Origin of the sequence: Hansschlegelia sp. (assembly GCF_035538955.1) — a bacterium.
Classification (GTDB): Bacteria; Pseudomonadota; Alphaproteobacteria; order Rhizobiales; family Methylopilaceae; genus Methylopila.
The window spans coordinates 188,253-212,011 of record NZ_DATLJK010000004.1 but is presented as its reverse complement, the minus strand read 5'-3'; the positions used below and the strand labels follow the sequence as shown (position 1 = coordinate 212,011).

Sequence of the window (23,759 nt, the reverse complement as noted above, 5' to 3'; positions counted from 1 at the left end):
CATCAGTCCGGATTCCGCGTGTACGAGCGTGCCGTTGGCGAGCTTCCGCTCGGCCGTCTTGATGGCGTTCATCATGCCGTAGCCCTGCGGCACACCGACCAGGAGACTGTTCTCCTGCGTGACGTCGATGTCCGCGAGAGCGTCGATGAACTCGCCGAGCCCGGCAGGATCGACGCCGACCTTCGCCAGAAGGCCGCTATCCTTCACCTGCTCGATGACGCCGACGATCGCCTCGATGTCTCCGAGTTCGTCGTCGACGATCGTCAGCTCGCCGGCCGCCTGAAAGTCACGGAGCCGCGCAGCGATCGATTTCCGCCGGTCGAGAACACCCAAGTGGCACCAGGCGTGGGACCAGACCAGCCACCGCTTGGTGACCTTCTCCCGGCCAAGCACGCAGAGCCCGAACAAGTCGTCGAGCCCGCCGCCGTCGATCCCGACCGTCGCGACGTCACATCGCTCCAGCAGATCCTCGAGCGCCTTCAGCTTCTCGTCAACGCGGCGGGGCCAGAACTCGGCGCCGGCCCATCGATCGGATCGCAGAGCCAGCCCAATCTCGACATTAAGGTGCTGCGTCGCCCAGCGGCGTAGCTCCTGCTCCCCCGCTTGCTCCGCAGCTTCAAAGTCGGGGATCAGCCTCTCGACGGTGATCGACTTGCCGGCGTTCGGCGTGACCATCCGCCAGTTCGCCGGCTCTCGCCAATCGACGTCCGGAGGCATCTCGTAGAGCACGGGCAGAAGCGGCGCGGTCTTGAGTTCACCGTTTCGAACCGCCCTCGCCTTCTGGAGCTCCGCTCGGAACACGCCGGACGGCGGCCGCTCGGACTGCGTGGTGATCGTGAGGAAGAACGCTTCGGGCTGCGAGATCATGCCGCCGCGAAGCTGGCCTATGACGCGGTCCGCATCTTTCTGCTCCGCAATGACGTGGAGCTCGTCCAGCAGCACTCCTGTCGGCTTCGTCCCGACCACGATCTTCGGGTCGAAGGACTTCACCTTCAGGAAGGCGCCCGTCGGGCGATAGGTGATCTTCTTCAGATGCTCCTGAATATGGAACTTGAGCGAGAGGACCGGATCCGCCTCGATCATCCCTACCGCCTGGCGGAACGCCAGTTCGGCAACCTCCTGCGTAGGAGCGACAATCAGGAACTCCGCGCGCGGCCGCCGGTTGACCAGCATGGCCGTGACCATGATGGCGGCGCCGCCCGTCGTCTTCGAATTCTTCTTCGGGACCAGCACGAAGAACTCGCGCAGGTGACGGACCTTGGCCTCCGGGTCGTAGGAGCCGAACAGCGCGGCCACCAGGTCGCGCATCCATTCGCCGGCCGCCGTCTCCATGGCAGGCTTGCCGGCGACGTCAGGCAGCTTCAGCCGGTTGAAGATTGCGACCCCGCGATCAGCCTCCGACCTCACCAGAGGCAGGTTCGGGACCAGCGACGCGCCTCTCCGTACCCGATCTTGCCAATCCGGGCAGGCGCAGGACCATGTCACTGCAGAAGGCCGTCCCATGCGTCATCGCCGCTCGACTTCTGCGGCTTGGGAGCTTCGTCGCCGGATTCATCCGACGGGGCAGCGCCGGATTTGAACATCCCGAGGTGCCGGCCGATGTCGACCAGCGCCTGGCGCTTATCGACGAGCTTCACCTTCAGCGCGCCATCCTTTGTCTGCGAGATCTCGGTGATGGCCGCTGCGGTGTCGTCGTCGATCTTATCGCTGTCGACGAGCACCACCTCATTCGCCACGCGGAGTTCCGTCTCGCCGTCCTCGTTCTCGCCGATCTCCGTCACGACCCCGCGCCAGCGAACCGCTTTGCGGATGTCGGAGAAGCCGAGCTTCGCGAGTTCGGTGAGTACGCGCTCCGGTGTCACTCCCGTCCTCACCGCAAGCTGCTTGCGTTCTCGAGCGATAGCCGCAGCAACACCCGGATGCCGTAGCAAGCGGTAGCCTTCGACCTTCGCAGACCTAGGACTGTATCCAGCCCGTCGCGCAGCCTGCTCTGCGCTGAGGTCCACCAGATACTCGCGAACAAAGAGCGCCTGACGCTTCGTCAGATCAGACATCCAACACCAACCTGTTTGGTAGCAAAATTCTGCAGATGTGACCCGATGCGGTGCCGGCCCCTAGGGCTCCAAACTTCGACCCCCCCACCCCTTCAGGATGGGCCACATCGAACCTTACGGGTCAGCTGCCCGACCTTCTCTTCGCCCTCTCAGCCGCCGTCTTCAGGCTATGGTGTGATCCGCAAAGACAACGACCGTTCCTCGGGTCCAGGCGGGAGCCACCGTCGCGTCGCTCCGCGACATGGTCCGCGAACATCCGATGCGCGGGAGCGGCCTTGGCGCAGCGCTCTCCGCTCTCGATCCACTCGCAGCGGTAGCCTGCCCGACGCTTGACATCCTCGGCCCAAGTTCGGTGCTCGGGGGTCAGCAGTTCTGCGTCGGGGGCCTTGGGAGGCGGCTTCACCGTCCGAGTGTCCACGGCGCGGAGCCGGGGCTGGATCGTCTTCAGGACCATGGCTCAGACGTCATCGGGCTCGGCGATGGTCGGATGGTCCAGATCCTCGGTGTACGGTCTCCGGTCGCGCGCCACATCCTCGAGGCTGACGCCGGCCGCGTTGGAGAAGGCGGCGAGCGCCAGCACCGCGGCTTCCTCTTCGGGCCAGTGCGGCCAGTGAGCGCCGGAGGCGACGCCTCGTAGCGTGGGGCTCTCGGGTAGGCCGAGCCATTCGGCCAACAGGCTGTGCCCGATCTCGTGTTCGCGGGACATGCGAGCGACGTCGGCGCCGTAGCCCAGCGCCGCGGCACGCGCGGCGTAGGTCGGATTGCCCTGCGGCCGCGCCTCCACGCGGGAGCCGTCTGGCAGCACGGTGACGGTGAGGCCGTCGTCGTGAAGCTCGATCGTTGTCTCGCTGATCGCGAGCGTCTTCACCCCCGCCACCTGCAGGTCCACCGTGCGAGGTAATATCCCGGCGGCGGGGTGAGCTCTTCGGGCTCTTCGATGATGGCGCAGCCGGAGATCGGAGCGGGCTGCTGTCGGTGTACGATGCGGCAAGCGCCGGGCTCCGCCTGAAGGCAGAGGGCGACGATCAGCTCGGCGATGCCCATGCTACAATCCAGCCTATAGGGAGGACGTCATGCAGACGGTTGGGCAAGCATCCAAGAGCGGATACCGCTGGCTCCGGGTCTACTTGAAGGTTCCGAACACCAGCAGCTACGCCTACTCCATCAGCCTCTCAGAGCGGCCGGACGAAACGTCGCTGCTCGATTGGGCCAAAGAGATTGAGCTTGAGAAGCGTCGTGGTGATCTGATCGAGGTCAGCGTCGTGAATCCTGAGCGGATAGAAGACCCGGATCCAGACAAGTTCGAGCTGAGGGTCTGGCACGCCCTCAGCTGAGAGCGGCGAGCTATCTAGGCCGCGCGGGTTACATGGCTGCCTCCAGCGTCGGGAGAGAGACCCCCGCTCAGGCTGCGATCAGCGCCGCGCGAGGCTCTTCCAAGCCTAGCGATTTCATACCCTTGAGACCGAGAAGTTGTCCAACTCGATCCATGTCGGGCATGTGTAGGAAAACGTTGTTCCTACAGAGCGTCGCGGCAAGTCGCTCACGCCCCGTCTTAATTCGGTTGTAGGCGGTGCTACGGCTGAGGCCGCGCCGGTCGCACCAATCCCCGAAGGTGTCCCCGTTGAGGATGCATTTGACGTAGCCGCGGAACAGCGTCCGGTCGCCTTCCGGCATCATCCGCTTCATCCAGTCGAACGTCACCTCCTCCCAGCGCGAGATTTCCGCCGCCGACGGGTGCAGGCGCTTCGACCGCATGACGCGCTCCTCCTCCAGCCGCTTCGTGCCCCACTGCGCCATGTCGGCGTAGGAGTGGACGTAGCTCGGCCAGAAGCCCGGCGCCGCCTGCGGCCCAAGCCGGGCGCGCGGCATGCGCCATTCGATGTCCGCGGCCTCCACGAGCCTCGCGAAGGCGATCGCCGGCGTCCAGTCGGTCATAGCAGCCTCCCTTGCGTCGGCGGATCCAGCTCCGCCTCAAGCCGGTCCGTGATCAGCACCCGCATCACCTGGCGCTTCGGGCCGATTCCCATGGCGCGGGCCCGCGCCCGCACGTCCTCCAGCGCGATCCGGTCAAAGGCTTCCATGAATGCCCCTCCGCGGTTCGCCAAGTCCGGCCGCAGCCGCACGATGTCCGACACCGCCATGATGGTCTCCGACCACAGCGATGCTCGGTTCTCCGTGCTCTGGACGATGGTGCGCAGGACGAAGATGACGTGCCCCTCGCCCTGGTTCGCCACGAGCTTGGTGAGCGCCCGCCGCGCGCGGGTCTCGCGCGGGCGGCAGCGCCGCGACCGCGGAACAATCCTGATCCCGAGCTGGCTGCAGAGGACGTCGATCTTCGCCACGGGTCATCCCGCTTTCCTGCCTTCGGGAGAGGCCGGTGCGGCGTCCACAAGCCGGGGATCGACGCCTTTGACGCCGGCCTTGATGATGCGCGCCGCGCGCTCGGCCTTGTCCGCGTCGTCGGAGAAAGTCGCGCGGCCGACAGGATGCCCAAGCATGTCCTCCAGCGCCTCGCGGTAGCGCGGCTGAAGGCGCGCCTTGAGGTGGCGTTCGGCCATCCGGCGCACGTCGCCGCCCTTCTTCGCCTCCCGCTCGCAGACGTCGGAGATTTCCGCGATCGACGGCAGGAACTTCACGCTGCGCGCTACGCCGATGCGGGGGTCGGTCACGCGCTTGACGACGCGCTCGGGATAATCGCCAAGCACCGCTGCGACGGCGGTCGCGTAGGTGTCGGGGTCATCTGCCTGGTTCCGCGGATAGCATCCGAGCAAGAGCTTCGCCCGCTCGAAGGCGTAGCGAGCGGAGCACCTAGGCTCATCGGTCGGGTTGGCCGCGATCAGGGCGCGGGCATCTTGTTCGTCGAGCAGCTCACGGAAGCCGCCTTCGCCCAAGATCCTCTCAGCCAAAACGTCCAGCATCGAGGTCTGTGAGACGACGTTCGATGGCTGACGTTGAGCGTCGATCTTCACGGGGGCTGCCGCCATTTGGACGACTCCGATCGGCTTGCAGGATGCGGGTGACGAACGGGATGGGGTCTTCGGTGCGCTGCTGTTCGGCGCGCCGGATCGCAGCGAGCACCTTCGGCGGGTCGTCGCCGCTGTCTCGGAGCCATTTCCCGATCATCTGGCCGGCAGGCTTGGGCTGCACGCCCCAGGCTGCGAGCGCGGTTTTCCCCTCGCCCCAGAGCCGGTCGCGATCGTTGGCGTAGGCAGGTTCTTCCGCGAAGAGACCGGGGCTCGTCGACGCGCCAGCGTCCAAGGCGTCAGCCTTGGTATCTTCTTTCCCAGTTTCCCAGTTTCTAGTCTGTCCCGCAGGTGTCCCGCTGTCGTCCCGCAGAGCGTCCCCTTCGCTGTCCCGCTTGGGAGCCGCTACAACTTGGAACCTGTTGTAATTCTTTATCAAATAGACTTTCTGGCTGTCCCGCGAAGTGTCCCGGATCATGTCCCGTTTTTCGAGGCGGTCCAAAAACCTGTCCACGCGGCTCTTCGACCACTTCCACGCCTCGGCCATGAAGCGGACGGAGTGGCTGAATTCGCCCCTATTGAGTTCGACAACCCCGGATGAGCCCCTGCGACGGCCGGCCTTGAACGACGCATCCGAGATCAGCCAGAGCCACGCTTCACGCTCCGTGAATGGCTCATCGGCGAAGTCCGGGTCGGTGAAGACGCCGCGGTCGACGGCGAAGACGGAGCGCTCGGTCAATCGTTCCCCTCCCCGCGATCGAGGCGGAACATCGACGGTGCGCCCTTCGACGCCAGGAATGCCCGCTGCTCCGGCGTGCAGAACAGCCGCATGAAGCGCATCCATGCGAGCGAAGCCGCTCCCGCGTCGCCTAGGGTGCAGCGCCCCTTCGTCTTCTCCGCCTCGGCGCAGTAATCATTCCACGCGGCCTCGATCTGATCAGGCGTTGCGTCAGCCATGCTCAGGCCTCCCCTCGATCGATGCGAGCTTGATGGTTGAGGGCGCCGTAGCGGATCGAGGTGTGGTCCCGTCCGACGCGCCGGCCGGCTTCCGCGTAGCTCAGGCCGATCTCGTTCACGAGGCGCCAGAAGAACTCCTGGCGGGCGAGCACGATCTGTCCGCCGCGCTTGCCGCGCGCGAGCACGCTGGCCTCGGCGACCCCGTATTTCTTGCAGGTCTCGCGCAGCACGCGGCGCCAGCCGTCGCCGGGCAGCTCGATCCGAAGCTCAGGGAGCGACCACCAGTTGGGTGGCGCCTTTGCGGGGGAGATCGTCGCGGGAAGGAAGGCGACGGGCTCTGGCGGCCTCTCAGGCTTCGCGGCGGCCTTGATCGAGCGCTGCGGCCGAAGCTGGCGCTCGAGCTCGCGGTAGTAGCTCCTCAGATCGCGGCTGTAGCCGAAGCCGATCTCGGATCGGTCATAGCCGGCATAGCGGACAAGCGCGCTCATCGGCCGGCTCCCTGCATGCCGCGCTCGATCCGATCCGCCACGGCGTCGAAGACGACCATGCGGCGGATCTCGGCGGGGTCTGGCTTGTGCCCGAGCGCCACACGGGCCTTCTCATTGCCATTGATGCGCCAGGCCTGATCGCGGATGACGTCGATCATCTCCTGCGGCTCGACCTTGCGGCGGGCGCTTTCGATCTGGGCTGCGGTGACGGGGTGAAGGGGAGCGGGCTCGGTCATGCTGCGGCCCTTGCCTTCAGATGCGGCGCGTTGGCCATGAAGACCGCCCGGGCGAACCCTGTGGGCGTCGCGCTGCGGAGATTCGCCCTGTCATCGGAGGGCGGCATCAGGTGCATCTTGCTGCCGAGCGTCGGCTCTACGGGCCTCCGATCCGGCATGACGAAGCCGTTTCCGGTCCAGAGCGCGGTCTTCTTCGTGTAAGCCTCGGCGGCAGGGTCATCCGCGAGCTGCGCGAAGTGCCACGGCTCAAACCAGTGCGTCGGCTGGCCCATGTGGCTCGAAAGCGCGCCCACGGGGTTCTCGATGCAGTACGGGGCACCGGACCATGACGCCGCCACCTCGCAAGCGGTGAACAGCTCTAGGCTGTCCACGAGCAGCCCATGACCCTTGCGGCGCCAGTCCCGAGCTCCGGACCCAGACACATGCGTGCAAGGCGGAAAAGCCGCAACAAACGCGATGTCGAGCCCCGCGGGCGGACACCAGGAGCGGACATCACCCCAGACGAAGCGGATGCGGCCCTCCTGACGATCGCGCCGGATCGAGTGCTGGACGTCGACGCACCAGCAGTCGTATCCGGCCTCGGCCCAAGGGCGCGCCATGTTGCCGGTGAGGTCGCAGAGGAAGATCGCTGCGGTCATTCCGCGGCTCCCGCGAACACGCGGTCGGCGGCTATCTCAGCCGGCGCCTCGGCCAGGGAGCGGATCTGAACCCGCGTCTCGGCCGAATCCTCGAAGCGCTTCCAGTCATGGCCGGAGGCGATCTGCGCATCGTCGCCATAGACGACGCCGTTGATCGCGTCCTCGATCAGCTTGCGGAGGTTCGACCCGTCGGGCCGGGAGACCTTCCATTCCGCGCCGGGCGCCGCGCGCTTCTTCGCGGACCAGGAGGCGGGCCACGGATAGGCGAACACGACGCTCATCTCGATCGGACCGGAGAGAGGCGCGCGGCCCTTCATGGCGGCCGCCGCGATGGTGCGGCAGTCGGCCATGAAGCTGCGCTGCTTGGCGGGCGTGAAGGTCACGCCGCCGCCGCGGCCCGCTCGCGCCCAAGCGACAGGAAGGCCGGGGATCGTGAAGCTGATGGCGGCGGCGCTGGACATGGCGTGCTCAGGCGTCCGCCACGGCCTTGCGGCGATCGAGAAAGTCCGGGATCGGAGGCATCTCGGTCGCGATCGTCATGCGCGTGCCGCCCTTCTCGAAGGCGGCGACAACGCCCTTTCCGCGCTCTTCCTCCGTCGGCTCGACAGGCGTGCCCAGACCTTCGACCGCCTTCTTGAGTTCAGACTGAGCCGGCGCGCGGCGCGTCTCACGCTCAATCGCCGCCTGCCCAAGCGGCGTAGTCGCCAGCATGCCCAACGCATCCATGTAGAGCTCGAGGATGGCCTCCTGCTCCTGCCGCTCGGCAGCGTCCTGCTTGCGGATAGCGAGCACCTTGCGGACGATCTTCGGATCGAAGCCGCGGCCCTTGAGCTCGGCGAACACCTCCTTGATGTCGTCGGAGATGCCCTTCTTCTCCTCCTCGAGGCGTTCGATGCGCTCGACGAACTGCTTCAGCTCCTCGGCGGCGACGCCGTTGTGCCCGAGCTCGCTCATCGCGCGGACCCGGCTTCGGGCGAGTTCTTCTTTCCACGCGGACGGCGTGCCATGGGAGGCTCTCCTAATTGAGATGGTCGAAGAGAGGGGACGCGACTTCCCGAGCCCGGGCCTTCGCGCTTTCGGCGCGGCGCGTTGCGGGGCCGGCTGAACACAGAGACATGCGGCGGGCGATGTCGGCCTGATACTCAGCCTCTCGCTCGATTAGGATGGCGGAGAAGCCCTCTCGCCATGCCGCCTCGCCAGTCGTGCCGGTACCAGCGAACGGATCAAGCACCACCCCGCCCGTGGGCGTAACGAGCCGGCAGAGCCACTGCATGAGGCTGACTGGCTTCACGGTCGGGTGCTTGGACCCGAGGCGGTCGTCTGCGTCGGCCTTGGCCGAATAGAAGAAGCGGGCGGCAGAGCCGGAGTCGCCGCGCGGCTCCATGCCGTCGCGGCTCTCGCCGAAATCTCCATAGGCGTTGACCGTGCGCTTGGCGCGCTCGGCGCCGGTAACGGCGCGCTGCTGGCCCGGAGCCTCTGGGAACGCCGCCAGCACCTCGTCAGAGCCGTCGTGGACGATGTTCGCGGGCCAGCGGCCGACGTCCGTGTGAACCGGCTTGCCGCTCGTCCCTTTGCGGTACTGCTCACGATCTCTCGTCCCCGCGCCGCGCCATGCTTTGGTCGTGTTATCGCTGCCTTCAACCCGGCACCCGTCGACGTTGATCGCCCCGGTCCCGTGCGCGAGCACGTTCTCTGCGACGGCCCCGATCAGCGGCTTGCGCGCGAGGACGATCGGCTCCCATGCGGGCTTGAGCGCAGTTCCCCACCCGCCCCCCGCGTTGTGGCTCTTCGGAAATCCGGTCCCGTAGCACCACGCGATCTGGTCGCGGATCTCGAAGCCCGCATCCTCAATCGCACAGGCGAGCCGGTGATAGGTGCGCGTGCCCGCCATCGCGATGACGTGGCCGCCCGGCTTGAGGACGCGCAGGATGTCCTCCCAGAACGCGGAGTCGAAGGCGACTTCGCCGGTGTCCCAGCGCTGCCCCATGAAGCCGGCAGACGAGCGCGCATAGACATCGCCATCTCGCGCCGGAGCTGCGCTGGCACCGCCGAAGCGCCTGACGATGGAGACAAGCGCATAGGGCGGATCGCTCACGACGCTGTCGATCGATGCATCACGCAGTTCCCGCACGATCGCGCGGCAGTCGCCCGCGTGAAGCGTCACCCGGCCGTTGAGAAAGGCCGCAGGACCGCTCATCCGCCCTGCCCCACGATCTCGATCGCGCGGGCTCGGTGACGCAGCCGGCGGATGCGGCCGCGCTCCTCAAGGCCTGTGACCAGGCGGTGCACGCCGTTCTTTGAGGCGATACCCAGATGGTCCGCCATCTCTTCAAACGTCGGCGCGAAGTCGTGTGTCTCGACGTAGGCGACGATGAAGTCGAAGAGCTTGGTTTGCATCGGAGTGAGCCCGACGCGCGGAGGCGCCGCCGCCGGCAGCGGCTTCCCGCAATGCGGGCACGCGCTCATGCCGCCCTCCGGCGGGAGCGCAGCGCGCGGGCGATCGCGAACTTCTCCGCCCGAAGCTGCCGGTTCTCCTCGCGGAGCATCCGGTTCTCTTGCTCGAGCTCGGCGACGTAGAGGCGCTGATCGTCGGGGCGGGCCTGGGCCATGCCGCGGATGCGGCCGAGGGCTTCCTGAGCGGCGATGAGGGTGCTCATGGCTCGCGGCTCCGCTCGGCAAGCAGATCGACGAACCAGTGCTTCTCAACCTTCCGAAGATCGACGGCGGCGACGTTTTCAACGATGAACCGACGCACGTCGCGGCGGCGGATCCACCACTGATCGCCGCCCTGCGCTTCCACGCGCTCAGTGCCGCGGCGCTCCGCGTGCAGCATGCCCTTTTCGATCCAGCGGGAGACCGTCTTGCCGTCGACGCCCATGACCTCGGCGAGGCCCCGGCCTGTCATCCGGTTTTCGTCGGTGCGATCGATCCCGGAGCGCTTCAGCCGGATTCCGATGGCGGTCAGCGTGCGCTTGAAGCCGTGACGATGAAGGATCGCCTGGATGGTGCTGTTCGACTTCTTCGCGTGCGCAATGAGGAGCTCGGTCTCCGTCTGCGACCAAGGCAGTTCCTTGAAGCGCGGAGCGACAAGGCCGAGCGCGGCGGCGCGCTTCGAAACCCACCAGCGCGGCCGTCCGACCGCTCGCGCGCAGCGCTCCACGAAGCCCTTGGTGGCGTCTCCGGTGAAGGCGCGCCGGATCACGGCGTCGATCTGCTCGCTCGAAGTCCAGCGCGGCTGGAACGCGCTTGAGGCGATCTCCCGCGGGCGGTGAAGGTCGAGCTTCCGCGCGTGCTGATAGACAGAGCTCAGCGAGCGGCCGAGCGCGTCTGACACAGCTTCCGCGCCGTCGGCCGCGTAATGCTCGCGGAGGTATCGCACCTCGCGCGTGGTCCACTCGCGCCGCGCCGCAGGCTGCGCAGCGAAAGGTTTCACCGTTCGCTCGAGCCCGCTCATGCTGCCCTCGCGGCTGCGCTGCGCATGGCGCGGTTGCTGAGGCTGCCGGTCGGCTTGGCGGAGACGACCTCGAGATGAGCCGCGCACCAGGAACCGACGCCAACGGACGGGGCTCCGCAGACCATCGCCTGCGCGATTGGCGGGACGGGCCCGCCCCAGAGCGGAAAGCGGCAATGGCAGCCGCGCGCATCAAGGAACAGCACCGCGGTGTCGGTAGGGACCGGCGCAGGCTCCTCGAGCGCGGGCGCAGCGATCTCCGCGACAGCTGGCGCCGGCGCAGCGGTGGCCTCCGCCTGCGCAGCCTTGCGCTTCCAGATGGCGCGCTTGACCAAGGCTGACGCAGCCGCGCCGCCGAACTTGCGGCCGGCTGAATCCCGCTTCGGCTTCGCGGCGCGCTGAAGACGTTCCGCGCGAGGATCACCTGCTTCGCGCGCGCGGTGCACGATGCCGATCACCGCGCTACGTGTCGTGCCGCCGAGGGCGTCTGCGATCTCGCTCGCCGAAGAACCGGCGGCCCACGCGTTCAGGATGATCTCGCGGCGTTCGTCCGGCACTCTCATTCGTCACGCGCCCCCGCCCAGAACTCGCTCCACCACGTCCAGCGCTTCGCTTTCCGCATGGCGCGGTCCCGCAGGTCGTCCCGCCGCCGCTCCGAGAGCCATCTCCTCAAGAGCAGCCAGGCGCGCATGCACCTCGGCGAGGTCCGCGAGGTATCGGGCATCACGGGATTCCTTCGCTTTCGCGGTGTCGCGGATGGCGTCCATCTCGCGCCAGTCGATCCGACGGGCTTCGCCGCGCCAGATGTCTTCGACCCGCGAGTGCTTGATTTCGTAGCCGGTCGCGCGCGCGATCTCGGTGACGATGAGGTTGATCGCAGACTTGAAGGTCGCGCCGATCGGCTGCGGACCTGCGATCCTCTCGAAGTAGCTTGCGGCGATCTCACACCCGCTCACGGTGCGATCCTCCGCGTTCTCGGTGAATTTCTCCGACACCTCGGAAGTCCTTCCATGCTGATCTCTGGGCCAGCGCGGAGGACTTCTGGATGGAGGCGATCGGGACGAACTGGATCAGCTTGAGCGAGGCAGCATCGGCGGTCGTGGCAGACTTGATGCTGGCTCGCGTGGTGAGAGAAAGCGCCGGGCGCCGCGAGGGAGAATGCGACGCGCCGGCAAGTGTCGGCCGGAAGGAAACGACCGGGAGGAAGCCGGAGACCGGGCCTCTGCGAAGGCGCGGGCCGGCCGAGATCGAAATGGATCGGGCGCTGATCATCCGGCGGCCTCGCGAGCGGAAGCGGCCGGGGGCTGAAGTCTCTTGATCTGGTAGATCGAGGTGAAGTGCAGGCCAGCGAGGTTGCCGACGACAACCGGGTCGGAGTGGCTGTCGATCAGCCCCTGCGCGCGCCGGCGCGCCGCGTTCTTCCGCGACTTCAGCGTGAAGTCCGGCCACTCCGGGAACGTCGACGGCGGCAGGAACCCCGCCAGCATCCGCCGCTCGGCTATGAGCTGCGCGCGCGGGATCACGAGGCGCCGTCCACATCGGCATCCATCGCCGAAAGCTCGCGATGCGCCCAGGCGACGAACAGTAGAACGGCTGCCGGGAGAAGGAGCCAGAGGGCGCTCACGCTGCAGCCTCGGGCTGCGCCGCCGCTGCGGCCTCGGCCGGCTTCATGAAGTCGTTCGGGGTAACTGCTCCGCCCGTCGCCTCAATGATCTTTTGCAGGTGCTCTCGCCGCGGCATCCGCCTGTGCAGCGCATAGCGGGAGACCGCAGCCTGCGAGGTCCCGATCATCACCGCGAAGGCGGCGTGCGAGAGACGGTGTTCGGCGAGGTACTGAGCAAGGGTCATGGGGAGAAGATACCAACTTGGTATTCTCTCGGCAAGCGCATTATGCCATTATGGACTTAGACCGCATCGCCCGGGCCGATTACCATTTTGGTATGAGTGCTTTACGCGATGCGAGAGAGGCCGCGGGGCTGACGCAGAGCCGTCTCGCCGACTTGGCGGGGACGAGCCAGCCCCAGATACGTCGCCTTGAGGCGGGTGAGCGCGAGTTCACTAAGCAGTGGGCTGAACGGCTCGCGCCGTTCCTCAATCGCAGCGCCAAAGACCTCCTGTTCAGCGAAGCTGGGCAATCGGAATTGGTTCGCACGTCCAGCGATTTGGTCCCGGTCAGCGTGTCCGGCGTCGCCGAGGCCGGCGCTTTTCGCGAGGCAAACGAGTTCGTCGAATTCGAGCGCGTCACGATCTTCGAGCCGCGAGACGCCAAGTTCCCGAACGCCCGGCAGCTCGCCTTCGACGTCGAAGGCGACTCCATGAACGACCTGAAGCCCAGGCCGATCATGCCGGGCGACCGCGTGATCTGCGTCGACTTCGACGACCTCGAAGGACGCGTTCCTCTCCGCGACGGAATGGTCGTTGTCGTCGAGCAAGAGCGCGACGGCGGTCACCTGCGCGAATGGTCCGTTAAGCAGGTCGAGCTTTACGACGATCGGATCGAGTTCTGCCCACGGTCGATCAATCCCAAACACAAGCCGATCGTGATCGCTCGCGACCCGAAGGCCGATAACGGCCTTACGGTGCGGGTGCTAGCGCTCGTTCGTCGGATCACAAACGAGGTGCCGCTTTCGTGAAGGAGCTGGCCGAGGCCGTTAGGGACGCTATCCAGTCGGTCGCCCATCAGGGCCCTGTACCTGTGATAACGTGTCTGGTAGGCGGGCTTGGCATGATTGCGCTTGCGGCGGGAGCCGATCCCTTTGCTGTAGTCGGTCTTGCCTTTCTGTGTGTGGGAGGTGCCTTCCTGGCGCAGGAACGAAAGGCCACATGGTTGCGTAATGAGAAGCGTGCAAAGCTCGACCACCTTCAACGCAGCGAAGGGCGGCCCCTCCTGAAGAGGATCCAGCTTCGCATCGAAAAGAAGTCGCGGGCCGAAGAGCCTGACCTATTTGGTGAACCGGGAGACGAATGATGGAAGGAGCCACTCTTGCCGCTGGCCTTTCACTACTCATCGCTTCCGCGGCTGTCGTATTGGCCTCAATATCCCGACGTGCGAAACAACTCGGCAGAGATCAAGAGCTGTCCGCATCCATTGATGCGCTGAGGGCGCATTACAGCGCGCTGCGTCGCCTTGATGACGACGCGACGCCTCTATCAATGTTGAAGTTTGTAAAAGAAGTTTCTGAAATCATTCATAGCGAGCAGGCAATTTATGTAATTTCTCGCTTGCTTAAAGCGGACCCGCACGCTTTTGAGAACCCTAGGCCGATACAGAATTTAGAACTACAGTCGGCGCTCGCGTGGTGCGCGTGCAATAGACCTGATTTGAAGGCTGCTTTCGAAGAAGCCCTGACTACAGCAATGCTTGCCCTCGTGCTGCAGCGTCCAGATTGTGGCGGGGCTTTCCCGAACGTTGTCATAGACGTGGTACGCGATCCCACAGAAGAGGCAACGCGTGTCATCGAGGCCGCCCGTACTACGGGCCCGTTGGGCGGACAGCCACATCCTCTGGCTGCCTAAGATCCTAGCTGCCTCCAGCGCCATCATGGTCCACGGCTAGGCCGCATCTGTGAGACGGTTTAAGGCCTGCCTGAGGACGGGTCCGCACTGCACCAGAACGACCGGCGGATCGACATCCCCGGTCTCTGGATAGGTCACCTGCGAGGTTGCGATGGCGCCGCCGCCGGCCTGTTCGTACCGCTGCGCGCAACGACGCGCTGCCGCTTCGCTGGTGGCAGAAATCATCGTATCCGCGGCAAGCCGGCCGGTCCTGTCGCGACGGAAGCCCTGTACGACGTAGACCGTCCTACCTCCTGAGCGTGGTGGCTGGTCCGGCTCATGACCCGGCTTGGAAGTTGTCACGCCGATCAGCACGCCGATGGCGCTGTCGCACTCCCGGCACGCGTACGGCTGATGCTCCAAGGCGCCGCTTTCGAGCAAATCGGCGACGGTCGTCGGCGCATCGATCACGTCCGGGATATCGAACGTCTGCGTGCTCTCCTTCAGGCAGTTCTCGCACCGAAGGTGCAGCTTGAAACGCGCGGCGATCCTCTGCGCCATGGCCGTCCATCCCTTAATGTTCTCTTTCCGTTCTCATAGTTGACTCGCTTTCCGCGCAGAGTCGAGTCGCAAGCGCGGGAGCCGTCCTCGGCATAAGATACCAAACTGGCATTGACATGAGATACCAATTCGGTATTCTCACCTCCATAGCCGCTGGCCATGGAGCCTCCGCAAATGCCTTCCACCGATTTCCCGCCGATCAACGTCTCGGGGCTTCACGCCCGGACGGTGGCGGTGGTCCTGCAGATCGACGAGCAGTGCCGGGAACTGGCCGCTCGCCGGTTGGCCGAGGGTCCGTCCGCGGCCAAGCTTCGCGAGCGGATCGCCAGCTACAAGGCGTCGGGCGCCTCGGAGTGGCTGGTCGATTTCAACCGGACCGCGGCCGATCTGCTCGACCGCGACGCTCGTCTGCTCGCGCTGCTCGACCTGCAGTCCTACGACCGGGTCACGGGCAACCCCCGCCACTTCGAGCTGAACCTCTACGACGAGCTGGTGCGCGAGGCGTGCGGGATGCCGTCGGCGTCGCCGTGCTTGGCGCTGGAGCGCGCCAGCTTCGCGCGCCGGGCCACGCAGCGCCACTTTGCGCTCGGCTGCGAGGCGGCGGCATGAGTCCCGAGGAGCGCACCCGCAAGATCGCGGAATACGAGCGCGAGGAGAGCCGCCACTTCAAGGCGGCTGACGACCTCAAGGCGCAGGCGGCTCGGCGCGAGAGCGAGGGCTATCAGGCACAGATACACGCTCGGGAGCTCCGCGCCCAAATCGCCCGCGAGGAACTGCTCGCGCCGTTCGTGGACGCCCTGAAGATCGCCTCCGGCTACGTCAGCTCGCACCTCGGACATCTTCAGGCTCAGGACGTCACTGGCCCGGCGCTCGACAAGGCGCTGGCGGACTACGAGGCGACGCTGGCCGCGCTTGCGAAAGCCGAGGCGCGCTGATGCCCCTCGCCCGCGCGCTCACCGAAGCCCTCGCCCTTTCCCTCTTCATCGCCGCGGTGATCGCCGCCGCGGCCGCCTGCGGAGCGTGACGCCATGCATCTCGCGATCAAGCCCATCTTCCAGGCCACCAGCCCTGTCCGCGCGACGGCGTGGGAGTGCGCCGGAGAGAACTACGTCGGCTTCGGCGACGACAAGGACACGGCTTTCAGCATCAACGTCGAGAGCCGGAGCTACGCGATCGAGCTGGCCGCGGCGATCAACGCGGTCGCCGATCTGCAGGAAGCCCCGCCGGCTCCGCGCTTGACAGACGACAAGCTCGCCTTCCTGCGCGCCGGGCCGCCGATGGCCGCCGCGCCGGCCGGCTCCGGACCAGAGGCAGCGTAGATGGCTGACGGAACCAAGATCGAGTGGACCGACGCCACGTGGAACATTATCACGGGTTGCTCCGTCGTCTCTCCCGGCTGCACGAACTGCTACGCGATGCGGCTCGCGGGGACGCGGCACAAGCATCTTCCGAGCCGCGCCGGCCTGACGCGCGACACCAAGGCCGGCCCGGTCTGGACCGGCGAGGTCCGCTTCAACGAGGAATGGCTCGACCAGCCGCTCCGCTGGCGCCGGCCGCGCAAGATCTTCGTCTGCGCGCATGGCGACCTGTTCGCCGAGGGCGTGCCGGACGAATGGCTCGACCGCATCTTCGCCGTCATGGCGCTCTGCCCGCAGCATGTCTTCCAGGTGCTGACGAAACGGCCGGAGCGGATGCGGGCTTACTTTGCTGGCCGAAGGAACGAATTCGGACGCGCATCTGATGCGCTCGAAACTATTTCCAATAGTCTCAGCGAAGACGCTAATCAGTTGGCTGCTGACCGTCTCGATTATTTCGACTCCGCTGGTATCTGCCAGAAGAACATTTGGCTCGGCGTCAGCGTCGAGGACCAGCGCCGCGCCGACGAGCGCATCCCGGTCCTGCTCGACACGCCGGCGGCGGTGCGTTGGATCAGCGCCGAGCCGCTGCTGGGGCCGATCAATCTCAACGCCATCCGCGAAGATATTGAGCTGCACGGTGGCGGACACGAAACCCGCTGGGAAAGCTGTCTCAACGGCAAGCAGTTCGACATCTGGTCCGAGACGGATATCGAAGGCTTCCCGAAGCTCGACTGGGTCGTCGCCGGCGGCGAGAGCGGCCCCGGCGCGCGGCCGATGCATCCAGACTGGGCCCGCAGCCTCCGCGACCAGTGCGCGGCGGCGGGTGTGCCGTTCCTGTTCAAGCAATGGGGAGCGTGGGGACCAGGTGCCGAGTTCACGGCCGACATCTCGGCCCGCCGCGCTTATCGCGGCGAAATTCAAACGCTTGAGATCTCCGGCTCTCCGCAACTCAAGCTTTGCATCCCGACACGCGACGACGACGCGCTCGGGCCCGCCCTAACACTGGAGCGGCTCGGCAAGAAGGCCGCCGGCCGCCTGCTCGACGGCCTGACGCATGACGGCTTCCCGGAGGTGTGCCCGTGAAGCCCCTCCTCCTCATCCTCGCGACGATCATCGCCGCAGCCTCCGTCGCGGCCTGGGCCGTCTCCCTGACGTCTCCCCAGCTCGCTCCGACCGAGAGCGGCACGATCGACCGCACCCACAAATCCGACCGGGCCAAGGCCCCGCCGCGGGCGCTGCGCGTCGTCGGCGAATGCAGGAGCTCATGATGGCCCTGCGCACTCCTATCGTCGGCCATCGGTTCTGCCGTCTGATCGTTTTGAGTGACGACGAGACTGGTCGCGACCGGCACGCCCTTTTCCGCTGCGACTGTGGAGCGGTGAAGAGGATTAACGTCAATCACGTCCGTCGCGGCCGGACTCAGAGCTGCGGCTGCCTAAATCGCGAGAATGCGGCGCGCGCTCTGCTCAAACATGGGCATGCCCGTATCGGCCGGCGGTCGTCCGAGTACCGCATCTGGTCTTCGATGAAGGACAGGGCCCTCAACCCGAACAATGCGGCCTTCAAAGACTACGGCGCGCGCGGAATTTCGGTCTGTGACCGGTGGGTTCACGGCGCAGATGGCGTGACGCCATTCGAATGCTTCCTCGCGGACATGGGCCCGCGGCCCGCTGGGCTGACGATCGAGCGCGTCGACAACGACGGCCCGTACAGCCCCGAAAACTGCATCTGGGCAACCCCTAAGCAACAAGCTGCAAACCGCCGTCCGGCGCGCCGGACGCGATGGAGTCCTGCGCCATGAATGTCAACGATTACACGTGGTGGCAAAACGCTCTTGATGGGCGGTTTGGACCGATCCATGAGGGCCGTCCTCAGGCCGGATTCTTCCGTACGCGGAGAAAGTCCGATCCGTCCTGGCGTCCGGTCGCCTTGTGGCAGGCGGAAGACGGATCGTGGATCTGCTTGGTCGATGGGGTCCAGGGCCGTGCCGACGACACGTGGAATTGGTGCTGCCGCCACCCGATCAGCAAGGATGCCTATGACCGCGCCGTCGCCGGCGAAGGATGGGCTGACGAGCCGCCCGCGGCCTCCGAGGCCGGCATCGGCCACAACAGCGCGTCCGGTGATCCCGCCGAGGCCATCCGCGCCGAGCTCGCTGGCGAAGCCGAGATGGCGGACGAACTGCTCGCCAAGCCGATCGAAGATCAGGCCGCGGCCGATCTCGCGGGCATCTGGGCGAAGCGCGTCGGCGACCTCGCCAGCAAGGCGGAGAAGGCTCGCGTCGCGGAGAAGGAGCCGCACCTCGCGGCGAGCCGCGCCGTCGACGCGAAGTGGAAGCCGCTCGTCGACGGCGCCAAAGCGCTGTCCTCCAAGCTCAAGCGCCACGCCGAGCCGTTCCTAATCGCGCAACAGCGCGCGGAGCAGGAGCGGGCCCGCGCGGCCGCCGCCGAGGCGCGTCGCATCAGGGAGGAGGCCGAGGCAGCCGCGCGGCGCGCCGCTGCCGACGATGAGGCGGAGAAGGCGCGGATTGCGGAGCTCGAGCGCCGCGCCGCCGAGGCGGATCAGTCCGCGGTCGCGAAGAACGCCAGCGCCGGGCGCACCGGCGCCCGCATCGCGCTCCGCACCGAGACGAAGGTGATCGTCACCGACTTCGCCGCCGCCGCCGGCCACTACGTCGCCGCGCGCAACCCCGACCTGGTCGAGCTCATCGGCCGTCTCGCCTCCCGCGACGTGAAGGCCGGCGCCGAGGTGCCTGGCACCGAGCGCAGGACTGAGGAGCGCGCGGCATGAGGAGCCTCGCTTTCAAGGCGGGCCTGCGGCTCGTCATCGTCACCGTTTTGCCAGTCGCGATCGCTTGGGCAGTCGCCGTCCGCCTTCTGCGCGAAGGCCGGAATGCGGTCCGCCTCGCCTATTGGGACGCTTGCTCAGAGATCGAAGCGGCGCGCCGCGCGTGGCAGGCGGAATCGTTCGGAGACCTCGGATGAACGCCGTCGCTAACCTCGAAAAGCCGACGCGGCTAGAGGCCTTCCGGCTGGAGGTTCTTCCTCCGGAGCGCAAGGCTGACCTGTTTTCCTCGCTGCCGTCGCACGTCAGGCCCGAGCGGTTCGAGCGCAACCTCGTCAACGCGCTCATGGCCAATCCCGATCTGATGAACCAGGACCCGCGTCTGGTCTTCCGGGAAGTGTCGAAGGCCGCCGCGCTCGGCCTCTACCTCGATCCGCAGCTCGGAGAGGCCTACCTAATCCTGGCCTGGAACGGGAAAGCGAAGCGCCTCGAGCCTCAGCTCCGCATCGGCTACCGCGGCCTGGTCAAGCTCGGCCGCCAGTCGGGCGAGATCAGCATGATCTACGCCCACGAGGTCCACGAGAACGACCTCTTCGAATGCGTGCTAGGCGACCAGAAGAGCCTCGTCCACAAGCCGGACGTGTTCGGCGATAGGGGCGCGCTCGTCGGCTATTACGCCGTCGTCAAATACCGGGATGGCGAGACCGACTTCGAGCCGATGACGGTCGCGCAGGTCCATGCGATCCGGGATCGCTCTGACGCGTGGAAGGCGTTCAAGGACGGCAAGATCAAGTCCACACCTTGGGCGACCGATGACGGCGAGATGTCGAAGAAGACGGTCATCCGTCGGCTTGTGAAGCGCATACCGCAGTCGCCGGAACTCGCCGAGGCGATCAAGATCGAGGATGCGGCGGAGCACGGCGAGTTGCGCGCGAGCGCTCCAGCCGCCCGGCTTGTCCCGCCATCTCCGGCTCAGATGATCACGCCGCCGGCGCCGCCATCTCCGGATCAGCCTGCGGTCGCCGACGATGAGCGCGCGGCAAAACCTGCCACGCCGCAGGCGCCGCACAGGGCCGATCAGAGCCAGTCCGACCCGAGTGCATGGATCGCCGACTGCGAACAACGCATGGCCGAGTGCGCGGACCTCGAGACACTCCGCGAGCTTTGGGAGTGCGTGATCGCGCCGGAGAGCGAGGACGCGTTCCCGGGCGACGTGGCCGAAGTCCGCGCCGCGTTCGACCGCCATGAGGCGAGGCTCGCGGGATGAGCCGCGCCACCCTGATCATCCAGTCCGACAAGGACAGGGCGGACCTCGCGCGCATGGCGGGACAGCTTCCGCTCGGCGCCAGGGTCGAGATCAAGGCCGCCAAGCGCACCCTGCCGCAAAATGCGCGGCTGCACGCCATGCTGACCGAAGTCGCGCGGCAGATCGAATGGCACGGCAAAAAGCTGCCGGCCTCAGACTGGAAATTCATCTTCCTAGACGCGCTGAAGCGCGAGCTCCGCATGGTCCCGAACATCGACGGGACCGGCTTCGTGAACCTTGGCCGATCGACCTCCGATCTTTCGAAGGAGGAGATGTCGGATTTGATGGAGCTGATCGCCGCCTTCGGCGCCCGGCACGGCGTCGTCTTCAAGGGCGATGAGCAGCCGGCGGCTGAGCAGAGCGACGGGAGGTCGGCGTGAGCCGGCGCCGCGAGTTCTCCCGGAAGCAGCGGGCGGAAATCATCCTTCGCTCGACCGACGCCTCCGGCGTGATCTGCTGCGAAGGCTGCGGCCTCCGCCTGGGCCGCAAGCCTTATGAGATCGACCACATTGTCGCGGAGGCGCTTGTCGTCGACAAGACGAAGCCCCTGACGATCGCCGACGGCCAGCTTCTCGGCAAGGAGTGCTGCCACCGCGGCGGCAAGACAGCCGACGACGTGCGCCGGATTCGCAAGTCCGACCGCCAGCGCGATCGCCACACCGGCGCGATGAAGCCGGCCTCCCGTCCCATCCTAGGCTCCAAGCGCAGCGGGTGGAAACAGAGTCTTTCCGGAGAATGGAGTCGGAGATGAGGCCGCTTGATCTAACGGGACGTCGCTTCGGGCGGCTAACCGCTTTGGCTTTAGCGACGACAGGATCAGGAGGACGGTCCTGGCAGTGCGTCTGCGATTGCGGCGGCGAGAAGATCGTCCGGACGGAATATCTGCGATCGGGCGAAACGAAGTCGTGCGGGTGCCTGCTGAGCAGCGCGCCACGCGAACAGTTCACCACGCACGGCATGTCAAAGCACCGGCGCGGCGAAGGCTACGTGTCGTGGACCGGGATGAAGGACCGCTGCCTGAACCCGAACAACCGCGAGTACGCTAGATATGGCGCCCGCGGAATCCGCGTGTGCGACCGGTGGCTGAGGTTCGAGAACTTCATCGCCGACATGGGAATGAGGCCGTCCCCGCACCACTCACTCGATCGGATCGATCCCAACGGCGACTACGAGCCAGGCAACTGTCGGTGGGCCACCGCCCTGACGCAAGGCCGGAACACCCGGCGCGCTCTAAAGCTCGTCGTGAACGGCAAGTCCGTTCCGGCAATGGATGTTCTGGAGGATGTCCTCCGGAAAGCGACGATCGAAGGAGTCTCGGCTCTCGATTTCTTCTCCTTGCAAAACGTCGGCGTCGGGCTGCGACGCATGGACGGCACCGTCGAGGTTCGCCATGAGCGCTCGCGCTGACCTGACTGTCGAGAAGATCGCTCAAATCGAGGGGCTGCTGGAGGGGTGGCGGCTCGCTCCGACTAAGGTCACAGCGGAGATGGAGGAAGCGCACTTCGCGGCGCACGCGAAGGCGGAGACCGTGTTCGCGTCGGTTCAGGAGCTCTGGGACGGCATGCTCGCGGCCTCCCCGCCTCCGCCGTCGCCCCCGATCATGCGCCTCGGGCTCGACTTGTCAGAGCGTGCCGACCTCGCGGCCTGGGTGGAGTTCGCCGCGAACGGCAATGTCCGGCGCTGGACGTCGGACCGGGCCAAGGCGGCGCGATGGTTTGGCGCGGCCGCCCTCGCCTCCGCTCCGGCTCCTGCGGGCGCGCCGGACGTGGCGTTGCGCGAAGCGGCTCGCCCGTTCGTGGATATCGCGCGGTCTCTCTCACGAACGCGCAAGAGCCAAGGCGTCGTTCGCCTGGGTGATGAAACGTCGGCCGTCGAGGTGACTGTAGGGGCCTTCCGCAAGTTGATGGAGGCCTACGACGCCGCCCTCTCCCAGCCGCCCGCGCCTGCGGAGGGGTGGACGGTCGACGACTTGGCCGAACTTCGCCGCATGGTGCCTGATCTGGACGCGGTGCTGACGCACAATCCCGTGCATCAGGTTTTCTTCCGGGCGGGGCTGCTGGCGTGCCGCGAGTACATGGCGCGCTTCGTCGAGCAGGGCGGCGATACTGCCGCCGCAGCTTCGATCCGCGCCAATTGGTGGCCCTCTCTCGGTGATGATCCTGGCGCGCCTCGCAGGTTCAATTTCGACGAGGTCGCGGTCGAGAACAGTCGCGGCGGATGGGATCACGCCGACACGCCGCCTAGCATCGAGGCACTGCCGCGCGCCTTGCAGTTCTTAGAGTCCCTCCCCGCCGCTCCGCAGACCGAGGAGACGCGGTCGTGAGCGGGCTGGCCGTCCGTCCTATCACGCGGGACGAGGGAGACGCCTTCATCCGTGAACATCATCGCCACCACGGCGTTCCGGTCGGAGCTCTCTGGCGCCACGCTGTTCATGACGATAACGGCGTGATCGTGGGCGTGGCGGTCGTCGGCCGCCCGGTCGCGCGCGCTCTCGACGATGGCCTGACCGTCGAGGTGACGCGCCTCTGCACAGATACACACCCGAACGCGTGTTCGATGCTTTATGGCGCTGCGCGACGAGCAGCAGACGCCAAAGGCTATCGGCGCGGGCTCACCTACATCCTGGCTACGGAGAGCGGCGCGAGCGTGCGAGCAGCGGGCTATCGGAAGCTGTGGACCGTCAAGGGGCGCAGCTGGGATTGCGCGGCACGCCCGCGGACCGACAAGCACCCGACAGAAGACAAGGTGGCTTACGGCTGGGGCGCTTGGCCGGAGGAGCCCCGCCCATGACGGTGAGCGAGACTCCGCACGAGCGCCACAACCGCCTGGCGCGCCACTTCGTCATGACCGTGGTCAAAGACGTCGTCGATTCTGGGGGCGGATCATCCGCGATGATGGTCGTCGTCGAGAGCGCGATCTTCGCCGCGATGGCGACGCTCACTGACGGTTTCGGCCTCAGCCAGGCGTCGGCCGTCGAGCATGTCGAGATGGCCGTTCAGCAGGCGACGGAACGCTTTGCCGCCCGAGGCCGGCGATGATCCCGGCCCGCCCCGAAAACGCCGGAGGCGCCGTCGTGAGCGCACTGGTGACCGATGCGCCTGCCGACGAGTCGGAGTTCCTGGCGATGCCACAGCAGCAATTCTGCGATCGCTTCGTCACCAGGATGACCGCCGCGGCCGGGTTCTCGCACTTCGCCGACGGCATGGCGGTCGAAGATTACGCCCGCCAGACAGCGGCGAGCTACTGGGCGGACGAGTGCTATCGGCGCGATGGTCCTGAAGCCTGCGCCGAGGGCGACATGAGCTATTGGGGAGAGGATTGACCGCCCCGGCCCCCGCGGAGGTCGGCCGCGAGACGCCGCTGCGCCTGGCGGACGCGCTGCGCCTGGCCTTCCCCATGGGCGGGATGACTGTCACCGGGCTGAGGCGTGAACGCGACCGCGGTACGCTTGATGTCATCAGGATCGCC

At 66.6% G+C, this 23,759-nt stretch carries 41 protein-coding genes and 1 pseudogene; 20 read left to right on the top strand and 22 right to left on the bottom strand.

From position 1 onward, the window contains the following. The 3 genes from VM780_RS02540 to VM780_RS02530 all read right to left on the bottom strand — a co-directional run. The coding region (locus VM780_RS02540) for a terminase large subunit (RefSeq protein WP_325444793.1) at positions 1 to 1,407 on the bottom strand (1,407 nt) is incomplete at its 3' end. A gap of 74 nt (positions 1,408 to 1,481) precedes the next feature. Further along, positions 1,482 to 2,054 (bottom strand): terminase small subunit, encoded by a 573-nt coding sequence (locus tag VM780_RS02535; RefSeq protein ID WP_325444791.1) that lies wholly within the window; start codon positions 2,052 to 2,054, stop codon positions 1,482 to 1,484. 457 nt (positions 2,055 to 2,511) lie between these two features. Beyond that, positions 2,512 to 2,943, bottom strand: coding sequence for a hypothetical protein (locus VM780_RS02530; RefSeq protein ID WP_325444789.1), 432 nt, complete (start codon positions 2,941 to 2,943; stop codon positions 2,512 to 2,514). Positions 2,944 to 3,127: 184 nt separating this feature from the next. Between VM780_RS02530 and VM780_RS02525 the strand changes: the two genes are divergently transcribed. Then, the gene (locus VM780_RS02525) at positions 3,128 to 3,388 is read left to right on the top strand and encodes a hypothetical protein (RefSeq protein WP_325444787.1); all 261 of its coding nucleotides are present in this window, start codon (positions 3,128 to 3,130) and stop codon (positions 3,386 to 3,388) included. Between the two features lie 67 nt (positions 3,389 to 3,455). Here the strand turns inward: VM780_RS02525 and VM780_RS02520 are convergent, their stop codons facing one another. The 18 genes and pseudogenes from VM780_RS02520 to VM780_RS02435 form a co-directional block, all read right to left on the bottom strand. Then, on the bottom strand, positions 3,456 to 3,989 hold the full coding sequence (locus VM780_RS02520; protein WP_325444786.1) for a hypothetical protein: 534 nt from the start codon (positions 3,987 to 3,989) through the stop codon (positions 3,456 to 3,458). Continuing rightward, positions 3,986 to 4,396 (bottom strand): hypothetical protein, encoded by a 411-nt coding sequence (locus VM780_RS02515; RefSeq protein WP_325444784.1) that lies wholly within the window; start codon positions 4,394 to 4,396, stop codon positions 3,986 to 3,988. Before VM780_RS02515 ends, VM780_RS02520 begins: the two co-directional genes overlap by 4 nt. Before the next feature lie 3 nt (positions 4,397 to 4,399). Then, on the bottom strand, positions 4,400 to 4,945 hold the full coding sequence (locus tag VM780_RS02510; protein ID WP_325444782.1) for a hypothetical protein: 546 nt from the start codon (positions 4,943 to 4,945) through the stop codon (positions 4,400 to 4,402). Between the two features lie 7 nt (positions 4,946 to 4,952). Continuing rightward, a complete protein-coding gene (locus VM780_RS02505; protein ID WP_325444780.1) occupies positions 4,953 to 5,756 on the bottom strand; it encodes a hypothetical protein in 804 nt (267 codons plus the stop codon). Further along, positions 5,753 to 5,974, bottom strand: a complete 222-nt coding sequence (locus VM780_RS02500) for a hypothetical protein (protein WP_325444778.1) — start codon at positions 5,972 to 5,974, stop codon at positions 5,753 to 5,755. Before VM780_RS02500 ends, VM780_RS02505 begins: the two co-directional genes overlap by 4 nt. Positions 5,975 to 5,976: 2 nt before the next feature. Beyond that, positions 5,977 to 6,462, bottom strand: coding sequence for a hypothetical protein (locus tag VM780_RS02495; RefSeq protein ID WP_325444776.1), 486 nt, complete (start codon positions 6,460 to 6,462; stop codon positions 5,977 to 5,979). Further along, positions 6,459 to 6,698 (bottom strand): hypothetical protein, encoded by a 240-nt coding sequence (locus tag VM780_RS02490; RefSeq protein WP_325444774.1) that lies wholly within the window; start codon positions 6,696 to 6,698, stop codon positions 6,459 to 6,461. The genes VM780_RS02495 and VM780_RS02490 overlap by 4 nt, the downstream gene beginning before the upstream one ends. Continuing rightward, entirely contained in the window at positions 6,695 to 7,336 is a 642-nt protein-coding gene (locus VM780_RS02485; RefSeq protein ID WP_325444772.1) for a hypothetical protein, read from the bottom strand. Before VM780_RS02485 ends, VM780_RS02490 begins: the two co-directional genes overlap by 4 nt. Next, a complete protein-coding gene (locus tag VM780_RS02480) occupies positions 7,333 to 7,797 on the bottom strand; it encodes a RusA family crossover junction endodeoxyribonuclease (protein ID WP_325444770.1) in 465 nt (154 codons plus the stop codon). Before VM780_RS02480 ends, VM780_RS02485 begins: the two co-directional genes overlap by 4 nt. Positions 7,798 to 8,044: 247 nt before the next feature. Then, positions 8,045 to 8,290: pseudogene (locus VM780_RS02475) on the bottom strand (DUF2312 domain-containing protein); the annotation flags it as partial. A 64-nt stretch (positions 8,291 to 8,354) separates the two neighbouring features. After that, positions 8,355 to 9,533 carry a site-specific DNA-methyltransferase gene (locus VM780_RS02470; RefSeq protein ID WP_325444768.1) on the bottom strand — a complete coding sequence of 393 codons (1,179 nt, stop codon included), beginning with the start codon at positions 9,531 to 9,533 and terminating at the stop codon, positions 8,355 to 8,357. After that, positions 9,530 to 9,733 (bottom strand): hypothetical protein, encoded by a 204-nt coding sequence (locus VM780_RS02465; protein WP_414652766.1) that lies wholly within the window; start codon positions 9,731 to 9,733, stop codon positions 9,530 to 9,532. Before VM780_RS02465 ends, VM780_RS02470 begins: the two co-directional genes overlap by 4 nt. 65 nt (positions 9,734 to 9,798) lie before the next feature. After that, on the bottom strand, positions 9,799 to 9,993 hold the full coding sequence (locus VM780_RS02460) for a hypothetical protein (RefSeq protein ID WP_325444766.1): 195 nt from the start codon (positions 9,991 to 9,993) through the stop codon (positions 9,799 to 9,801). Further along, positions 9,990 to 10,790 (bottom strand): hypothetical protein, encoded by an 801-nt coding sequence (locus VM780_RS02455; protein ID WP_325444764.1) that lies wholly within the window; start codon positions 10,788 to 10,790, stop codon positions 9,990 to 9,992. The genes VM780_RS02460 and VM780_RS02455 overlap by 4 nt, the downstream gene beginning before the upstream one ends. After that, a complete protein-coding gene (locus VM780_RS02450) occupies positions 10,787 to 11,350 on the bottom strand; it encodes a GcrA family cell cycle regulator (RefSeq protein WP_325444762.1) in 564 nt (187 codons plus the stop codon). The genes VM780_RS02455 and VM780_RS02450 overlap by 4 nt, the downstream gene beginning before the upstream one ends. 3 nt (positions 11,351 to 11,353) lie before the next feature. After that, complete coding sequence (locus VM780_RS02445) at positions 11,354 to 11,782, bottom strand: hypothetical protein (protein WP_325444760.1); 429 nt, start codon at positions 11,780 to 11,782, stop codon at positions 11,354 to 11,356. Between the two features lie 273 nt (positions 11,783 to 12,055). Continuing rightward, on the bottom strand, positions 12,056 to 12,310 hold the full coding sequence (locus VM780_RS02440; RefSeq protein ID WP_325444758.1) for a hypothetical protein: 255 nt from the start codon (positions 12,308 to 12,310) through the stop codon (positions 12,056 to 12,058). A gap of 97 nt (positions 12,311 to 12,407) precedes the next feature. Then, positions 12,408 to 12,635 carry a helix-turn-helix transcriptional regulator gene (locus VM780_RS02435; protein WP_325444756.1) on the bottom strand — a complete coding sequence of 76 codons (228 nt, stop codon included), beginning with the start codon at positions 12,633 to 12,635 and terminating at the stop codon, positions 12,408 to 12,410. A gap of 50 nt (positions 12,636 to 12,685) precedes the next feature. Here VM780_RS02435 and VM780_RS02430 point away from each other — a divergent pair, with 50 nt between their 5' ends. The 3 genes from VM780_RS02430 to VM780_RS02420 all read left to right on the top strand — a co-directional run bounded on the left by VM780_RS02430 (position 12,686) and on the right by VM780_RS02420 (position 14,303). Beyond that, the gene (locus VM780_RS02430; protein WP_325444754.1) at positions 12,686 to 13,420 is read left to right on the top strand and encodes a helix-turn-helix domain-containing protein; all 735 of its coding nucleotides are present in this window, start codon (positions 12,686 to 12,688) and stop codon (positions 13,418 to 13,420) included. Positions 13,421 to 13,512: 92 nt separating this feature from the next. Beyond that, the gene (locus tag VM780_RS02425) at positions 13,513 to 13,755 is read left to right on the top strand and encodes a hypothetical protein (RefSeq protein ID WP_325444752.1); all 243 of its coding nucleotides are present in this window, start codon (positions 13,513 to 13,515) and stop codon (positions 13,753 to 13,755) included. Then, positions 13,752 to 14,303 (top strand): hypothetical protein, encoded by a 552-nt coding sequence (locus tag VM780_RS02420; RefSeq protein WP_325444750.1) that lies wholly within the window; start codon positions 13,752 to 13,754, stop codon positions 14,301 to 14,303. Before VM780_RS02425 ends, VM780_RS02420 begins: the two co-directional genes overlap by 4 nt. Positions 14,304 to 14,339: 36 nt before the next feature. Here VM780_RS02420 and VM780_RS02415 read toward each other — a convergent pair whose 3' ends face one another. Further along, complete coding sequence (locus VM780_RS02415; protein WP_325444748.1) at positions 14,340 to 14,843, bottom strand: hypothetical protein; 504 nt, start codon at positions 14,841 to 14,843, stop codon at positions 14,340 to 14,342. Between the two features lie 174 nt (positions 14,844 to 15,017). Between VM780_RS02415 and VM780_RS02410 the strand changes: the two genes are divergently transcribed. From VM780_RS02410 to VM780_RS02335, 16 genes are all read left to right on the top strand, one after another. Further along, positions 15,018 to 15,452, top strand: a complete 435-nt coding sequence (locus VM780_RS02410; RefSeq protein WP_325444746.1) for a hypothetical protein — start codon at positions 15,018 to 15,020, stop codon at positions 15,450 to 15,452. Beyond that, the gene (locus VM780_RS02405) at positions 15,449 to 15,778 is read left to right on the top strand and encodes a hypothetical protein (RefSeq protein ID WP_325444744.1); all 330 of its coding nucleotides are present in this window, start codon (positions 15,449 to 15,451) and stop codon (positions 15,776 to 15,778) included. The genes VM780_RS02410 and VM780_RS02405 overlap by 4 nt, the downstream gene beginning before the upstream one ends. A gap of 93 nt (positions 15,779 to 15,871) precedes the next feature. After that, positions 15,872 to 16,162, top strand: coding sequence for a hypothetical protein (locus tag VM780_RS02400; protein ID WP_325444742.1), 291 nt, complete (start codon positions 15,872 to 15,874; stop codon positions 16,160 to 16,162). After that, positions 16,163 to 17,284 (top strand): phage Gp37/Gp68 family protein, encoded by a 1,122-nt coding sequence (locus VM780_RS02395; protein WP_325444740.1) that lies wholly within the window; start codon positions 16,163 to 16,165, stop codon positions 17,282 to 17,284. It begins immediately after the preceding gene. Beyond that, on the top strand, positions 17,281 to 17,469 hold the full coding sequence (locus VM780_RS02390; protein ID WP_325444738.1) for a hypothetical protein: 189 nt from the start codon (positions 17,281 to 17,283) through the stop codon (positions 17,467 to 17,469). Before VM780_RS02395 ends, VM780_RS02390 begins: the two co-directional genes overlap by 4 nt. Continuing rightward, positions 17,469 to 18,002, top strand: a complete 534-nt coding sequence (locus tag VM780_RS02385) for a hypothetical protein (protein WP_325444736.1) — start codon at positions 17,469 to 17,471, stop codon at positions 18,000 to 18,002. The genes VM780_RS02390 and VM780_RS02385 overlap by 1 nt, the downstream gene beginning before the upstream one ends. Before the next feature lie 161 nt (positions 18,003 to 18,163). After that, positions 18,164 to 18,991 (top strand): hypothetical protein, encoded by an 828-nt coding sequence (locus VM780_RS02380; RefSeq protein ID WP_325444734.1) that lies wholly within the window; start codon positions 18,164 to 18,166, stop codon positions 18,989 to 18,991. Then, on the top strand, positions 18,988 to 19,185 hold the full coding sequence (locus tag VM780_RS02375; protein ID WP_325444732.1) for a hypothetical protein: 198 nt from the start codon (positions 18,988 to 18,990) through the stop codon (positions 19,183 to 19,185). Before VM780_RS02380 ends, VM780_RS02375 begins: the two co-directional genes overlap by 4 nt. Further along, positions 19,182 to 20,252: a recombinase RecT gene (locus VM780_RS02370; RefSeq protein WP_325444730.1), complete on the top strand. Its 1,071-nt coding sequence runs from the start codon at positions 19,182 to 19,184 to the stop codon at positions 20,250 to 20,252. Before VM780_RS02375 ends, VM780_RS02370 begins: the two co-directional genes overlap by 4 nt. Beyond that, on the top strand, positions 20,249 to 20,671 hold the full coding sequence (locus tag VM780_RS02365) for a recombination protein NinB (protein WP_325444728.1): 423 nt from the start codon (positions 20,249 to 20,251) through the stop codon (positions 20,669 to 20,671). The genes VM780_RS02370 and VM780_RS02365 overlap by 4 nt, the downstream gene beginning before the upstream one ends. Continuing rightward, the gene (locus VM780_RS02360) at positions 20,668 to 21,042 is read left to right on the top strand and encodes a hypothetical protein (RefSeq protein WP_325444726.1); all 375 of its coding nucleotides are present in this window, start codon (positions 20,668 to 20,670) and stop codon (positions 21,040 to 21,042) included. The genes VM780_RS02365 and VM780_RS02360 overlap by 4 nt, the downstream gene beginning before the upstream one ends. Further along, complete coding sequence (locus tag VM780_RS02355; protein WP_325444724.1) at positions 21,039 to 21,698, top strand: hypothetical protein; 660 nt, start codon at positions 21,039 to 21,041, stop codon at positions 21,696 to 21,698. The genes VM780_RS02360 and VM780_RS02355 overlap by 4 nt, the downstream gene beginning before the upstream one ends. Then, positions 21,682 to 22,614 carry a hypothetical protein gene (locus tag VM780_RS02350; protein WP_325444722.1) on the top strand — a complete coding sequence of 311 codons (933 nt, stop codon included), beginning with the start codon at positions 21,682 to 21,684 and terminating at the stop codon, positions 22,612 to 22,614. The genes VM780_RS02355 and VM780_RS02350 overlap by 17 nt, the downstream gene beginning before the upstream one ends. Next, complete coding sequence (locus VM780_RS02345; RefSeq protein WP_325444720.1) at positions 22,611 to 23,081, top strand: XF1762 family protein; 471 nt, start codon at positions 22,611 to 22,613, stop codon at positions 23,079 to 23,081. Before VM780_RS02350 ends, VM780_RS02345 begins: the two co-directional genes overlap by 4 nt. Further along, positions 23,078 to 23,329, top strand: coding sequence for a hypothetical protein (locus tag VM780_RS02340; RefSeq protein WP_325444718.1), 252 nt, complete (start codon positions 23,078 to 23,080; stop codon positions 23,327 to 23,329). The genes VM780_RS02345 and VM780_RS02340 overlap by 4 nt, the downstream gene beginning before the upstream one ends. Continuing rightward, the gene (locus tag VM780_RS02335) at positions 23,326 to 23,613 is read left to right on the top strand and encodes a hypothetical protein (protein ID WP_325444716.1); all 288 of its coding nucleotides are present in this window, start codon (positions 23,326 to 23,328) and stop codon (positions 23,611 to 23,613) included. The genes VM780_RS02340 and VM780_RS02335 overlap by 4 nt, the downstream gene beginning before the upstream one ends. The last annotated feature ends 146 nt before the right edge of the window (positions 23,614 to 23,759 follow it).